At 52.9% G+C, this 12572-nt stretch carries 18 protein-coding genes; 8 read left to right on the forward strand and 10 right to left on the reverse strand.

Annotation, left to right across the window (positions count from 1 at the left end; translation table 11 throughout):
• Positions 1–26: 26 nt before the first annotated feature.
• The 8 genes from BMX22_RS08620 to BMX22_RS08655 form a co-directional block, all read right to left on the reverse strand.
• Positions 27–1166 carry an MFS transporter gene (locus BMX22_RS08620; protein WP_074742070.1) on the reverse strand — a complete coding sequence of 380 codons (1140 nt, stop codon included), beginning with the start codon at positions 1164–1166 and terminating at the stop codon, positions 27–29.
• A gap of 33 nt (positions 1167–1199) precedes the next feature.
• On the reverse strand, positions 1200–2474 hold the full coding sequence (locus tag BMX22_RS08625; RefSeq protein WP_074742071.1) for an adenylosuccinate synthase: 1275 nt from the start codon (positions 2472–2474) through the stop codon (positions 1200–1202).
• 231 nt (positions 2475–2705) lie between these two features.
• Complete coding sequence (locus BMX22_RS08630; RefSeq protein WP_074742072.1) at positions 2706–3194, reverse strand: zinc ribbon domain-containing protein; 489 nt, start codon at positions 3192–3194, stop codon at positions 2706–2708.
• A gap of 55 nt (positions 3195–3249) precedes the next feature.
• On the reverse strand, positions 3250–4530 hold the full coding sequence (locus BMX22_RS08635) for a thymidine phosphorylase (RefSeq protein ID WP_074742073.1): 1281 nt from the start codon (positions 4528–4530) through the stop codon (positions 3250–3252).
• Between the two features lie 141 nt (positions 4531–4671).
• Entirely contained in the window at positions 4672–4926 is a 255-nt protein-coding gene (locus tag BMX22_RS08640) for a pro-sigmaK processing inhibitor BofA family protein (protein WP_074742074.1), read from the reverse strand.
• Positions 4927–4941: 15 nt separating this feature from the next.
• Positions 4942–5217 carry a hypothetical protein gene (locus BMX22_RS08645; protein WP_074742075.1) on the reverse strand — a complete coding sequence of 92 codons (276 nt, stop codon included), beginning with the start codon at positions 5215–5217 and terminating at the stop codon, positions 4942–4944.
• A 17-nt stretch (positions 5218–5234) separates the two neighbouring features.
• Positions 5235–5606, reverse strand: a complete 372-nt coding sequence (locus BMX22_RS08650) for a hypothetical protein (RefSeq protein WP_074742076.1) — start codon at positions 5604–5606, stop codon at positions 5235–5237.
• A complete protein-coding gene (locus tag BMX22_RS08655; RefSeq protein WP_074742077.1) occupies positions 5606–5860 on the reverse strand; it encodes a hypothetical protein in 255 nt (84 codons plus the stop codon). Before BMX22_RS08655 ends, BMX22_RS08650 begins: the two co-directional genes overlap by 1 nt.
• 99 nt (positions 5861–5959) lie before the next feature.
• On the opposite strand from BMX22_RS08655, the gene BMX22_RS08660 reads away from it, so the two are divergent.
• The 4 genes from BMX22_RS08660 to BMX22_RS08675 all read left to right on the forward strand — a co-directional run bounded on the left by BMX22_RS08660 (position 5960) and on the right by BMX22_RS08675 (position 8534).
• Positions 5960–6445, forward strand: a complete 486-nt coding sequence (locus tag BMX22_RS08660; protein WP_074742078.1) for a metallophosphoesterase family protein — start codon at positions 5960–5962, stop codon at positions 6443–6445.
• 97 nt (positions 6446–6542) lie between these two features.
• On the forward strand, positions 6543–7139 hold the full coding sequence (locus BMX22_RS08665) for a hypothetical protein (RefSeq protein ID WP_143055504.1): 597 nt from the start codon (positions 6543–6545) through the stop codon (positions 7137–7139).
• A gap of 94 nt (positions 7140–7233) precedes the next feature.
• The gene (locus BMX22_RS08670) at positions 7234–7731 is read left to right on the forward strand and encodes an RNA polymerase sigma factor (protein WP_074742080.1); all 498 of its coding nucleotides are present in this window, start codon (positions 7234–7236) and stop codon (positions 7729–7731) included.
• A complete protein-coding gene (locus tag BMX22_RS08675) occupies positions 7728–8534 on the forward strand; it encodes a zf-HC2 domain-containing protein (protein WP_074742081.1) in 807 nt (268 codons plus the stop codon). The genes BMX22_RS08670 and BMX22_RS08675 overlap by 4 nt, the downstream gene beginning before the upstream one ends.
• Before the next feature lie 32 nt (positions 8535–8566).
• On the opposite strand, the gene BMX22_RS08680 is transcribed toward BMX22_RS08675, so the two are convergent.
• Positions 8567–9496, reverse strand: coding sequence for a transglutaminase domain-containing protein (locus BMX22_RS08680; RefSeq protein WP_074742082.1), 930 nt, complete (start codon positions 9494–9496; stop codon positions 8567–8569).
• Between the two features lie 211 nt (positions 9497–9707).
• Here BMX22_RS08680 and BMX22_RS08685 point away from each other — a divergent pair, with 211 nt between their 5' ends.
• A complete protein-coding gene (locus BMX22_RS08685; RefSeq protein WP_074742083.1) occupies positions 9708–10142 on the forward strand; it encodes a Fur family transcriptional regulator in 435 nt (144 codons plus the stop codon).
• Here BMX22_RS08685 and BMX22_RS16455 read toward each other — a convergent pair.
• Entirely contained in the window at positions 10088–10225 is a 138-nt protein-coding gene (locus BMX22_RS16455; RefSeq protein WP_177172999.1) for a hypothetical protein, read from the reverse strand. The two genes, BMX22_RS08685 and BMX22_RS16455, sit on opposite strands and share 55 nt — an antisense overlap.
• Before the next feature lie 70 nt (positions 10226–10295).
• Here BMX22_RS16455 and BMX22_RS08690 point away from each other — a divergent pair, with 70 nt between their 5' ends.
• The 3 genes from BMX22_RS08690 (at position 10296) to BMX22_RS08700 (ending at position 12537) form a co-directional block, all read left to right on the forward strand.
• Positions 10296–10784 carry a hypothetical protein gene (locus BMX22_RS08690; protein WP_074742084.1) on the forward strand — a complete coding sequence of 163 codons (489 nt, stop codon included), beginning with the start codon at positions 10296–10298 and terminating at the stop codon, positions 10782–10784.
• A gap of 92 nt (positions 10785–10876) precedes the next feature.
• A complete protein-coding gene (locus tag BMX22_RS08695; RefSeq protein ID WP_074742085.1) occupies positions 10877–11551 on the forward strand; it encodes a hypothetical protein in 675 nt (224 codons plus the stop codon).
• A gap of 56 nt (positions 11552–11607) precedes the next feature.
• On the forward strand, positions 11608–12537 hold the full coding sequence (locus tag BMX22_RS08700) for an AEC family transporter (RefSeq protein WP_074742086.1): 930 nt from the start codon (positions 11608–11610) through the stop codon (positions 12535–12537).
• Positions 12538–12572: the final 35 nt, after the last annotated feature.

Raw genomic sequence — 12572 nt, forward strand, 5'->3', positions numbered from 1 at the left:
AGCTTAAGCTGTCACGCCCTTTGTTATTATCTGTATTCTCTTTCGGGGAGGCGTCTGTTGCGGTTGAAGTATTGTCCGACCGATTCCAGTCCCGATAGACCGCCGAAAACGGCGATAGTGCAGGCGATGGAAACAAGGAACAGTATCACTACCAGTCCGAGGCTGCCCTCATGCTGAGATATCATCAACAGTCCAGGGAATACCTGTATTATTCCCGCGAGCAGATATACGAGCGAGGCGAGCGTCTTGAATATGCCGACTCCGCTTATCGCCATGAGTCCCGTTGCGCCCATCGCGACTGCGATGTACAGCGAGGCTTCCTTGATGATGTTGGAGATGCCGCTCATTCCGGACTTGTATTCAAGTCCGAAGAATTCTCCGCTGTAGAGCAGGAAAAACGCTGCGGCTCCGATAACTCCGATTATTGCAAGTATGATGACTACTTTGAAGCCCTTCTTCGCTTCCTCCTGACGGAGCTGCTCCTTGAGCTCTATCATCATTCGCAGGCTCTCTTTAGAGTCTTTCTGCTCGGAAACGAGTGAGCTTGAAACTGCCTTTTTTGCACCCTCGCGCTTTGCCCTTTCGAGGTCCTCGTCTACGAATTTCGGGACGTATTTGGGGGCTTCGGGCTCGTCGTCGAGTATGGGAGCTGTCACGGGCTCGGCAGGAGCGGCGGGCTTTTCTTCCTTCGGGGGCGGTACGTAGTTGTCCTCATCAAGGATCGGAGCTGTGACGGCAGGTGCAGGGGCTTCGGCTCCGAGCTGCTGACGGCGCATATCTATTATCTGCTGCTGCTTATCCTGCGGCAGATTAGCGAACATTGCCTTTTGCTCGTCGCTCATGCCGTCGATTATCTGCTCGTCGGTCATGATGAGCTTCTCGCTCTTCTGAGGAGCGGTGTATCCCATTCCGTCGTCGAGCACGGGAGCCGTTACACCTGTGGGAGCGCCCTTCTTCTCGGATGCGGGAGCTGTATAGCTGTCCATATCGTCGAGCACGACTGCGGCTACGCCTGTGGGACCGCCCTTCTTCTCGGCGGGGGCTACGTACTCGAAGTCGTCGAGCACGGGAGCGGATACGCCTGTGGGGCCTTCCTTTTTCGGCGTCGGCTCGGCATAGTCGATGTCGTCGAGCACGGGTGTGCCAAAGTTGTTTTCCTCGTTCATTTTTTCACCTTCTTGTTATTAATGGGAAAGCTCTTATCTTTCGAGTATCTGTGACCTGTCGGGACCTATGCCGACCATGCTGACCTTGCAGCCTACGAGCTCTTCAAGACGCTCGATGTACTTCTTGCAGTTGTCGGGGAGCTCATCGAAGCTCGTGCACTTGGAGATGTCCTCTGTGAAGCCGTCGAACTCCTCGTATACGGGAGTGCAGCCCTCGAGCTCCTCGAGCGTGGGCGGGAAGTTCTCTGTTACCGTGCCGTCGGGCTTCTTGTATGCAACGCATATCTTGAGCTTGTCAAGGTTTGCGAGGGTGTCGAGCTTGTTGATAGCGAGGCTGTCGAGTCCGTTCACTCTTACCGAGTGGCGTACGATAACTGCGTCGAACCAGCCTGTTCTGCGCGGTCTGCCTGTGGTAGTACCGAACTCGCCGCCTACGTTTCTTATCTGCTCGCCTATCTCGTCGTCGAGCTCGGTCGGGAAGGGACCCTTGCCGACTCTCGTTGTGTAAGCCTTCGCAACGCCGATGATGTTTGTGATGACCTTCGGTCCTACGCCCGTACCTACGCATACGCCTGCTGAGAGCGGGTGAGATGACGTAACATAGGGGTATGTGCCGAAGTCGATGTCGAGCAGGGTAGCCTGTGCGCCTTCGAACATTATCGTCTTGCCTGCCTTTGCTGCGTCGAATGTGAGGACGGATACGTCGTCAACATAGGGGAGGAGACGCTTGCCGTACTCGGTGTACTCCGCCGTTACTGCGTCGAGGTCGAATGCCTTGCCGCCGTATACGTCGGTGATTATCTTGTTCTTGAGCCTGCCTGTGGACTGTATCTTCTCCGCGAGCACCTCGGGGTGTACGAGGTCGTATACGCGGATACCGCAGCGCTCGTATTTGTCCATATATGTAGGTCCTATGCCGCGCTTTGTGGTGCCGATATCTTTGCCGCCGCGGAATGCCTCCGAAAGTCCGTCGAGTTCGATGTGCCACGGCATTACGACGTGTGCGCGGGGGTCTATCTTAAGGTTGGCGGTGGATATTCCTCTTGCCTCGAGGCTGTCGAGCTCGCCTATGAAGTCCTTGGGGTCGAGAACTACTCCTGCGCCTATGAGGCAGAGGGTGTCCTTATAGAGTATACCCGAGGGGATAAGGTGGAGCTTGTATACCTCTCCGTTATTTACGACGGTATGACCCGCGTTGTTGCCTCCCTGTGAGCGTACAACAACATCGGCGCGGGAGGAGATGATGTCGATTATCTTACCCTTTCCTTCGTCTCCCCACTGTGTACCAACAACAATATTAGCAGGCATTGTGATTCCTCTTTTCATAATGATTATTGCGTGCATAAGCACAATTACAATTAATTATATCACAGTTACAGCAAAAATGCAAGACCTTGGAACAAAAAAAGCCGCCCGCAGGGGAAGGCACAAGTGTATGGCGTCCTTGGGGCGTCCGCAGAGTTCCCGCGTTTGCGGGCGGGCGGATATTATCTGCCCTGCAAATAATCCCCGCGAGCCTGTACTCACGGGGATCTCATTTCATTCATCGAGCTTGGCACCGCATTTGTCGCAGAAACGTGCCGCGTCCACGAGCTCAGCGCCGCATTTTTTGCACACTGTTACCTTTTCAGCCCTGACGTGCTCGGCTCTCTTCTCGGGGCGGACTATCTTTGTCCCGCATTTATCGCAGAATCGCGCGTCCTTGGTGACGAGCGCCCCGCACTGCGGACAGGGGATCTTGTCCTCGAGGTCGTTGAGCTGCTCGGTCAGCTGTTCTATCTCGTGCTCTTTCTCCCTGATGTTGTCGAACTGGGACTTGAACTGCTGAGATTCGGGCTGCTCGGCGAATATCTTCTTTCCGATGCCGATGTAGATGTTGTTCATCTCATTGTTCAGACGGTTTATCTCCTTTTTAAGGCGGGACTTTTCCGTCATCTTCTTATAGCCGTCCGAACCTGTCTTGATGCCCTTATCTACGGTATCGCCGACTTTTTCGGCTATCTCCTGTACTTTGTCAACAAAGCCCATTGGTCATACCTCCTTTTTATCGGTGAGTATATTGTAACACTTTATCAACGTTTCGTCAAGTCAGTGCCGAGGCTGTGAGGTCGCGGAATGTTATGGCATTGTATGCGCGGACGGCTGCTTCGGAGAAGTCGCTGCATACTGTGGAGTACAGCGTCATCAGCGGTGCGTCCATGGATATTTTGTCGCCTACCTCAAAGTCGAGCACTATGCCCGCTGTCGGGTCGATAGCGTCGTCTTTCTTTATCCTGCCCGCACCGAGCAGCAGTGATGCCATTCCGATCTCTTCGGCGTTCACGGCTACTATCTCAACGTCGCGGCTCGCACGTATCTCGTGCTTGAAACGTGGCTGCGGCAGGAGCGATACGTCGTCGCAGATGCGTCCGTCGCCGCCCTGTGCTTCGATGGTAGCTTTGAGGACAGCAAGGGCGCGCCCCGAGGAGATAGCCTCCTCAGCCATGCGCTGACACTCGCCGAATGTGCCCTTGCCTGCGAGCTCGAGAAGGTTCGCTGTCAGCTCTATGCATACGTCGTAAAGTCTGCCTTTGACTTTACCCTGTAGAAGCTCGACCGCCTCTTTCACTTCAAGGGCGTTGCCTATACAGCTTCCGAGAGGGCTGTCCATATCGGTCACGAGGGCGCGGCACTTCTTGCCCGCGGCGTCGCCTACGCGCTCCATGAGGTCGGCGAGCTTGCGGGCTTCGAGATTGGTCTTCATGAAAGCTCCCGAACCGCATTTTACGTCAAGGAGCAGGATGTCCGAATTGAGGGCGAGCTTCTTGCTCATGATGCTCGCGCAGATGAGCGGGATGCTGTCAACTGTGCCCGTCGCGTTGCGGAGGGCGTATATCTTCTTATCGGCAGGGCAGAGCGTTCCTGTCTGTGAGATTATCGAGAAGCCTGTCTTGTTGATTATATTTGTGAAATCTTCGATCGGGAGCTCGGTGCGGAAGCCGCTTATGCTCTCGAGCTTGTCGATGGTCCCGCCCGTATGTCCGAGACCCTTGCCTGACATCTTCGGTACGTATACTCCGCAGGCTGCGGCGGCGGGTCCTATGATGAAGCTGGTCTTGTCGCCGACTCCGCCTGTGCTGTGCTTATCGGCTGTGATACCGTTGATACTGCTCAGGTCAAGGATATCGCCGCTGTCGCGCATTGCTTTGGTGAGGGCGAGGGTCTCGCTGTCGGTCAGCCCGTTGAGGCATACTGCCATCAGCCATGCCGACATCTGATAGTCCGGTATATCGCCGCTTGTGTAGCCGTTTACGACGTAGGTCATCTCCTCATCGGAAAGAGGAATGGCGCGTTTGGTCTTGTTGATGATGTCGATTATGTTCAAAATTTTCACCTCCGTAGTTGTTGTGCCGTACAAGGGAACACTCCGCCCTGTACTTTACATTTATATTTTAGCACATCTTTTCAAAAAAATCAACCGTTTGGGGAAAATATTTGTAATCGCAAAGGATTCTGCCTCGGAGTCCTATATGTACTTGCAGATTATCATTGCCGCTACGAACGGGGCTCCGAGTACAGTGCTGCCGCAGACGTTGAATGCGTTGAGCGGGAGGGCGGCTCCGAGCTCTCCGCCGAAACGGTTGACGAGGAGAAGTGCCGCAAATCCCGAGGCGCTCCCGAACAACGCCGAAAGCAGTTTGTGCCTGCGGCGTGCGTAGTAGACTATCATCGCCGCGAGCACTGCTCCGCACACGATGATGGATATCATGTCCGTATCCATTGTTTCACCACCGTTTCACAGCAATATATAGCCGAGTGCGATGACCAGCTTGATGTCGCCGCCTTCCTTCAGCAGCAGGAACAGCAGTGCCGCTATGAGCAGGGTATCGCTGTCGATGCCGTCGGGGAGTATGCCTCCGAGCAGGTCTCGGCGCCGAGGACTGCCGTGCGGCTGCGGAGGCTTATCTGCCTTCTGCTCAATGGCGGGCGGCGGTGCGGGAGGTATATCCGCATTGCGCCTCTTTTGCGGCTCCCATGAGCCGCGAGCTCTTCCGCTGACATATACGGACATACCTGCACACCTCCTGCCTATACGATGTTATTCAGCAAGCCGCTCTCCTTCGCCATATTCCACACGGCTATCAGCTTCAGGAGCTTGACCGCCCTGTCCACGCGCTTCTGCTTTTCCTCGCCAAGATGCGGCTTCAGCGCGAGAAGCAGGTCGGCGTTCTTGTCGCTTTGTGTGAAGGCTCCCGCAAGGCTCGTCAGTTTCAGTATCGTTTCGATATCGGGCATTCCGCTGCTGTCGGTGCTGCTCTCCTCGTCGGAGGCGGGCTCGTCTGCGGATGCTTCGGAGCTCTCTCCTGCCTCCGACATGAACATCTTCGCGAGCTCCGAGAGCTGCTGCACGCTCTCTTCGTCCGACAGCAAGCCCGATACCTTATCCATTACATCGTCCATTATTTCCCGCCCGACAGCTTCTTGTACAGCGCTTTTGCCTGCGGTGAGCTCATCATCTTCTCAACAAGCTGAGGATTGTTTACCGCCTGTCTGAACTTCGCTGCGTCGCTGCCGCTCATCGCCGAGAGCGCGCTGTCGAATTTGCCTGCTTCAAGCTCGCTGCGGAGCTTATCTGCGGGTACTCCTATCTTTTTGCTGACTACGTTGAGCAGTCCGCTGAGCTTGTCGGGGTCTATCTTGTTGCTGCTGTTCATATGTCCCTCCTGTGTTTCCGAAAATTCGGGCTTGCATTTATGTGTGAAAAGCTGTATAATATTAGTAGATTCAACGACCCTTTCTTTTGGAGGTGTGCTATGCGTATCATCGTTATCTCGGACACTCACGGCAACTACAGTGCTCTTTCTTCTGTTTTTATCCGCAACGGCGACGCTGACTGGTTCATCCATCTCGGCGACGGAGAACGCGAGCTCGACCGCTTCATCATCGAGCACCCCGATTTCATCGAGAAGGTGCTCCACGTCAGCGGAAACTGCGATGTTGGCAGTCTGAGCCCCGAATATACGGTTCTTCCTCTGCCGTACGGACACAGGCTCTTTGCGACTCACGGACACGCCGTCGGTGTCAAGAGCGGGCTCGAACGCCTGAAAGCCCGAGCGGCGAAGCTCGAGTGCGATATAGTGCTCTTCGGGCATACTCACGTCCGCAAGAATTCCTTCGAGGACGGGTTGTATATCCTGAACCCAGGCAGTGCGTCGTGCCCTCACGACGGAAGGCGGCCTGCATTCGGTACTATCGACATCTCGGAGGCGGGCGTCCTTCTTAACATCGCTGATGTATGATATGCCGCCGCGCCGCAGAGCGTTACTGCTCATGCAACATTATATGCGGCGAAATTCGGAATAATGCTGTGAGGTACTGATAATGGACGGAAGTTCGATGACTAAGAATCACGCCGACCTGAATCGGTGTGAGAGGATGTACAGGAGAGTGTCGGCTGTATATGTTTTAGCCTGCGGCTTCTATATCCTCGCAGACGCCCTGCTGTTCCTCATGTCTATGAACGGCGACCTGCTGTATCTTCTGCTGAACGGACTTGTTTTCAAGGGCGCTGTCCTCGCGGCGGGGTTCCTCGGAACATACAGGAAGAGCAACCTTTTCGCGGGGGCGGCTCCGCTGATAATGCTCTTCAACACGGTGCTGTTTTGGAATGCTGACAACTATTTCGACAAGTTCCTCGGCGGTTTGCTCGGCATCAAGATCAATGCGGTGTATCTCGCCGCATCGGTGGTACTTGCGGTGCTGACCATTGTCGCAAATGCGAAGTACCGCTATCTTGAGCAGCAGGAGGGGTTCCCGCAGTTCAGTGAGGTTTTTGAGCAGCAGAAGACCGGAAGACCGCAGTACGGGCTGACTTTCGAGGAGAGAGTCGAGCAGATAAGAAAGAGCGCACGAAGCGATATGGAGGAGCTCTCCGCGGAGGCTCCGCTGACGGACGACAGCCGACAGAGCGTCGGGAAAATGGACGAGATATAAGTCACAGGGAGGCAGCCGCTTCTCTGTGACTTTTTTTGAAATAATTGTAATGATCTCAGGTCTCGTTCGTCTAACTGTATGAGGGGGTGAGAAGATGGACAGGGAATTCCACGAAATATACGAGAAATACAGCTCGGACCTGTATGCCTTTATCATGCGGATGTGCCGCGATGAGCAGCTCGCAAGGGACATCTTGCAGGATACTATGCTGAAAGCTATGACAAGTGCCGACAGCTTCAGGGGCGGCTGCTCTGTGAGGACATGGCTGTGTACTATCGCGAAGAATCTTTACTTCGACTATCTGAAAAAAGCCGAAAACAGGAACTGCCCGCTTGATTCCGTCCCCGAACCCGCAGCTCACGGGTGCATCGAGGCTGACATTGCCGACAAGGACACTGCTATGCGTATCCACCTTCTCCTTCACAGACTTGACGAACCGTACCGCGAGGTATTCACCCTGCGCGTTTTCGCCGAGCTGAGCTTCCCTGATATAGGAGCTGTTTTCGGCAGGAGCGGCAATTGGGCGGGAGTGACCTATTACCGTGCAAAGAAGAAGCTCATCGAGCTTCTCGAAAAGGAGGAAATGCTATGAACAAGAATGAGATATCTTGCAATACCATAATCGACCTGATGCCTATATACAAGGAGAATAGCTGCAGCGAGGAGACAAGGCTGCTCGTGGAGGAGCACCTGAGCGGCTGCAAAAGCTGCCGAAGCCTGTCCGAGGCGTTTTACGTCAGCGAGCCCGTGAAAGCTGAGCTCCCCAACGAGGCCGAGACCTTCCGCAAGGTCGGAAGGAAGCTGAAAAGGAGCCGCTTTACAAAGGCGATGGCGGTGCTGATGTGTTTCTGTGTCATATTATTCGCGGCTGTGAACGGAGCGTGGTACTTCCTGAAGTATCGTCCGATGAAACAGATGTGCAAGGGTATGTCACAGATAGGTACGGGCGACATGAGGGAAACTCCGAACGGGCGAAAGCTTTCGATATACGTCGCACAGGACGAGAACTACTTCTACTCGGTAAGGCTGCCTAACTATCTCAATTTCGGAATGGGAACGGCTACAGTCGCGCCGATAGGAGCGATGGGGATAGACGAAAACGGCATGAATTATTACAATGACTGCACGCAGCCTATCCTGACTATCCCGTACGATGTTTTCGGAACGGATCACTATTTCGTCAACTGTAGTTCGGCTGATTCGGGGGAAGGTTTTGTGTTCGAGACGGATACCGGGCTGAGCAGAGTGATCAAGCCCGCTTTATCTTCGTCAGGAGAGACTTCAGATATTATGGGAGAGATCTCGGATATGAACGACATACTCGAAACGCACAAGGAAGAGCTCGCGGCTATGAAGCAAGCTGCCATGGACAGGTGGGGCAAATACCTTAAATAAGCGAAAACGCGGTTCGTATGAACCGCGTTTTTTTACTGGTATTCCTTGTACATCGGGACAGGATAGGCTTCATAGGGGATACGCCCGTCCATACCGAGGTCGTCGCTGAGAAAGTGTCTGTATGAGGGCGCTTCGTAGCCTATAGAAACATCGTAGACGTCGCAGGAGATGTCTACGAGCTTCCATGAATCTTCGTACCACACGAGGTCCCATGCGTGCCCAGGGTCACTGTCAAGTGCTTTGTCGAATGTTCCGATCACGACTATGCAGTCTATGTCCGCGAGGTCACACAGGTACTTGAATGCATACGCGTAACCGTCGCATACCGAGCTCTTGTCGATGAGCGCGCTGTATATAGTATGTGAATCGTCGCTTATGTCGGAGTCGTATTTGCCGCGGCAGAGACGGTCGTGTATCGCGCGGAGCTTCTCTTCTTCGTCAAGGTCGGCTATGGAATCTATGAAGTTACGGCTGACAGTCTGCACGTCCTCGCGCTTCATCAGGGCGATATCGAGCTCTTCCGAGCCCTCGCGCCTGTGTGCGCAGATGCGCTTGCGGTTGCCGCTGACCTTTTCCATGCGTATGTCGCGGTTTGCAAGGAGCTGGCTGTCAAGCGGATTGTCCATGATGTAGCACGTCATGGCGGTGAGCGCGTCCTTGAGCAGAAAGTCCATGTGGTCGCCCTTGTATTCGTAGATGAGTATCTCTTCGGAAGGCGATCTCATCGACTCTGCAAGCGTGGAGTACATCTTCTTCTGTATCTTGTCGAGCGGGTATTTGTGCGTGAAATCCGCTTTCGAGTTGCGTATCTGAGAAGCCGTTACCGCTGGCTCGCGCTCTTCGGGAGCTTTGGGGCTTCCACAGCCCGCTGACAGCGCAAAAAAGACTGTACATATCAGCACTGACAGTCTTTGTAAGGCGGCATTCAGCCTGTATTTGGTTCTTGTATCTGTAGGAAACATTAAAAACAGCTCTCGGTTTCATCTTGAGTATTGTTGATGTGCGGCGTCGCCACAATTACAATTATAGCTGAACCGTGCGGCAAAGTCAACAGGACCGACACCGAAAAAATGACGAAATTTGGTCGGCTTCCGCAGCTTGTTTTTTACAGCGGCTTGCTTTTTTCGCCTGTTTGTGATATCATATATATGATAAATCCATTCGGAGGGCATAATGAAACGCGATATCGGTTATAATACACGCCAGAAGGAAAAACTCGTAGATTACCTTGTGCGAAATAAGGAAAAACATACCAATGTGCAGGAGATAAGCGCTTATCTCGCGTCGGAGGGCTCGCCCCTCGGCACTGCGACTATCTACCGTCAGCTCGATAAGCTCGTCGAGGCGGGAGTGGTCCGCAAATTCGTCATTGACGGCAAAATGGGAGCTTGTTACCAGTACATTGAAAATACCCGTGAGTGCCGTGAGCACTTCCACCTGAAATGTCTCAAGTGCGGCAGGCTCATACACCTCAACTGCGACCACCTGAAAGGCATCAACGAACACATCGCAGAGCATCACGGCTTCATCATCGACCCGTCACAGACCGTCTTTTACGGTACCTGTTCGGAGTGCGCGCGAGCTTCTGCCTCCGACGAGCAGGTGTAGACCTTTACGTCGTCGGTATCGGGGACAGGCGTTCTATCCGCTCCGACCGACGGGATGTATATCTTCATGTCTTCATCGTTCACTTCTATCACCTCATAGCTATTATCCCGTCCCGAAGCCTTTTTATTCGGGACAAGAAAAGGAAATCCTACTATGCGTTATCTGCGTGTTCTTCTGTATCTCATCGCTGCTGATATCCTCTCACTGTTTGTAGGACTGACGCTTGCAGGTTCGGCAAATCCGCTGATTCGCGTGATATCGGCGCTTTGCGGGGCAGGGATAATGCTCTGCCTTATGGCGAACCTTGCACTGAAAACTGCGGCAGGCGACCTCAAGGACGAGCGCCGCTCGGGGACGAAAACATCGCTCCTGCTGCCTGCGGGTATGACTGTAACGGCTTTGACTGTCCCGCTCGCGAGCTGGCTGGTGCTTCGCATCGGCAGGTTCGACTTCTACCGCTGGCACAAGCTCGTAAACGGCTGGTTCATCCAGTTATACAATATGATACAGCCCGATGCGAGCTCAGCTGCTCTCACTTCGGGACAGATATGGGCAATGCTCCCGCTCGCTTTTGCTCCTGCGGCTGTATTCGCGGTTTTCTATGTGCTCGGATACAGGGGCGTTATATGTCTTGAAAAATAACCGCTGCACCCAAAAAATTAATTGTTAATGCTTGACTTTACGTTAATAGTATGTTAAAATATTGCTGATAGATTTTTAGGAGGTCGAATACCATGGCTTTTTGTAAATATTGCGGAAAAGAACTCGACAAGGACGGAAACTGCACCTGCGAGGCTTCTATGGGCAAGTCAGTGCCCGAAAGAGAACACATCAAGGCTGACAAGGCTCCCGAGGGCGGACTGAAAAAGGCTCTCATCATCATTGGAATTATTGCTGTGCTCGCTGTTATCGGAGGCATCGCACTCTTTATCTTCACAAGTGCCAATGCGTATAAGAAGCCGATAAAAAATATGGTCAAGGGCGTCAACAGAGGCGATACGGACCGTATCATCAGCGCTATGTACACCGAGGACGAGCAGAGTGAGCTCAAGGTCAGAGCTAAGGACAGCGGGCTCGACTGGGATACATACGTAAGCGACAACGATAAGACTATCGACACTATCCGCAAGTCAAAGAATATCAAGCGCATCAAGGTCGATATCGTAGCAAAGGAAAAGCTCGACGGAAGCAATCTCACTGACGTTGAGAATTACTACAAGCAGAGCTTCGGCGAGGAAGTCAAGAAGGCTTACCGTGTAGAGGTCAAATTCACCGTCAAGTACAAGGACGGAAACAAGACCGATGACGGCTGGCTGACTGTCGCGAAGATAAAGGACGGCGGCTGGGTATACTGTCCCGAGGGCAGCGATACCTTCGACTATATGAAGGACCTCACAAAGCTTCTGTAAAATATAACATCAACGGGGGAGACAGTGTTCTTCCCCGTTATTTTTGGAGTGGGAATATGGCTGAAACGATCCTTAAACAAACACTGGTGATGCTCATACTTATGCTGATAGGTGCTCTGAGCGCGAAAACAGGACTGATAAGCGCGTCCGCAAACAAGGACTTGTCAAAGTTCGTTTTGCAGGTGGTGAACCCTGTCGTCATATTTATGTCCTATCAGACCGAACTGAAAGCCGAGCTCGTGAAAAAGCTGCTGCTGACGTTCGCTCTGTCGGCGCTTGCTATGGCGGTAATGCTTGCGGGGGCTTATCTGTTCATTCGTCCGAGAGAGGGCAGGAATACCGAAATAGAGCGGTTTTCGTCGATATATTCAAACTGCGGCTTCATGGGCATACCCCTCGTGAACGCGATGTTCGGAATGGAGGGCGTGTTCTGCCTTACGGCTTTTATCACCGTGTTCAATCTGACTGTGTGGACTCACGGAGTTATTCTCATAACAGGTGAAAAGGACGTGAAATCGGTGCTGAAGGTGCTGCGCTCGCCGACGATGATCGCTATCGCGGTGGGACTTCTCGCTTTCTTCCTGAAAATCAGACTGCCCGAGATACCGTCAAAGGCGCTCGGATATATCTCGGAGCTGAATACGCCGCTTGCTATGGTCGTTTCGGGCGTTACGATATCTCAGACGAGCTTTGCGGGCATTGTGAAAAAGACAGGGGTATACAGAGTATGTTTCTCAAAGTTGATTTTGCTTCCGTTTATACTTATTGTTATATTTTCGCTGCTCCCGATAGATGAACAGGTGAGGATGACAGTCCTCGTCGCTGCGGCTGCTCCGCCCGCCGCAATGTGTACTCTTCTCTGCATTCGGAGCGGTAAGGATTCCCTCTATGCAAGCGAGATCTTTACCGCGGGAACTATACTATCTGTTATCACATTACCGATAGTAGTAAAATTTACGGAATATTTAACAAAAATGATAAGTTAAAATTGTTGCTAACGCTGATTTTTAGATTTTTATCC

The sequence above is a fragment of the Ruminococcus sp. YRD2003 genome, from assembly GCA_900109435.1.
GTDB lineage: Bacteria > Bacillota > Clostridia > Oscillospirales > Ruminococcaceae > Ruminococcus > Ruminococcus flavefaciens_G.

Bases quoted from the DNA above. Each gene is read 5' to 3' on its own strand.
- BMX22_RS08620 (WP_074742070.1), bottom strand. From the start codon at position 1,166: ATGAACGAGGAAAACAACTTTGGCACACCCGTGCTCGACGACATCGAC.
- BMX22_RS08625 (WP_074742071.1), bottom strand. From the start codon at position 2,474: ATGCCTGCTAATATTGTTGTTGGTACACAGTGGGGAGACGAAGGAAAG.
- BMX22_RS08630 (WP_074742072.1), bottom strand. From the start codon at position 3,194: ATGGGCTTTGTTGACAAAGTACAGGAGATAGCCGAAAAAGTCGGCGAT.
- BMX22_RS08640 (WP_074742074.1), bottom strand. From the start codon at position 4,926: ATGGATACGGACATGATATCCATCATCGTGTGCGGAGCAGTGCTCGCG.
- BMX22_RS08645 (WP_074742075.1), bottom strand. From the start codon at position 5,217: ATGTCCGTATATGTCAGCGGAAGAGCTCGCGGCTCATGGGAGCCGCAA.
- BMX22_RS08650 (WP_074742076.1), bottom strand. From the start codon at position 5,606: ATGGACGATGTAATGGATAAGGTATCGGGCTTGCTGTCGGACGAAGAG.
- BMX22_RS08655 (WP_074742077.1), bottom strand. From the start codon at position 5,860: ATGAACAGCAGCAACAAGATAGACCCCGACAAGCTCAGCGGACTGCTC.
- BMX22_RS08660 (WP_074742078.1), top strand. From the start codon at position 5,960: ATGCGTATCATCGTTATCTCGGACACTCACGGCAACTACAGTGCTCTT.
- BMX22_RS08665 (WP_143055504.1), top strand. From the start codon at position 6,543: ATGACTAAGAATCACGCCGACCTGAATCGGTGTGAGAGGATGTACAGG.
- BMX22_RS08670 (WP_074742080.1), top strand. From the start codon at position 7,234: ATGGACAGGGAATTCCACGAAATATACGAGAAATACAGCTCGGACCTG.
- BMX22_RS08675 (WP_074742081.1), top strand. From the start codon at position 7,728: ATGAACAAGAATGAGATATCTTGCAATACCATAATCGACCTGATGCCT.
- BMX22_RS08680 (WP_074742082.1), bottom strand. From the start codon at position 9,496: ATGTTTCCTACAGATACAAGAACCAAATACAGGCTGAATGCCGCCTTA.
- BMX22_RS08685 (WP_074742083.1), top strand. From the start codon at position 9,708: ATGAAACGCGATATCGGTTATAATACACGCCAGAAGGAAAAACTCGTA.
- BMX22_RS08690 (WP_074742084.1), top strand. From the start codon at position 10,296: ATGCGTTATCTGCGTGTTCTTCTGTATCTCATCGCTGCTGATATCCTC.
- BMX22_RS08695 (WP_074742085.1), top strand. From the start codon at position 10,877: ATGGCTTTTTGTAAATATTGCGGAAAAGAACTCGACAAGGACGGAAAC.
- BMX22_RS08700 (WP_074742086.1), top strand. From the start codon at position 11,608: ATGGCTGAAACGATCCTTAAACAAACACTGGTGATGCTCATACTTATG.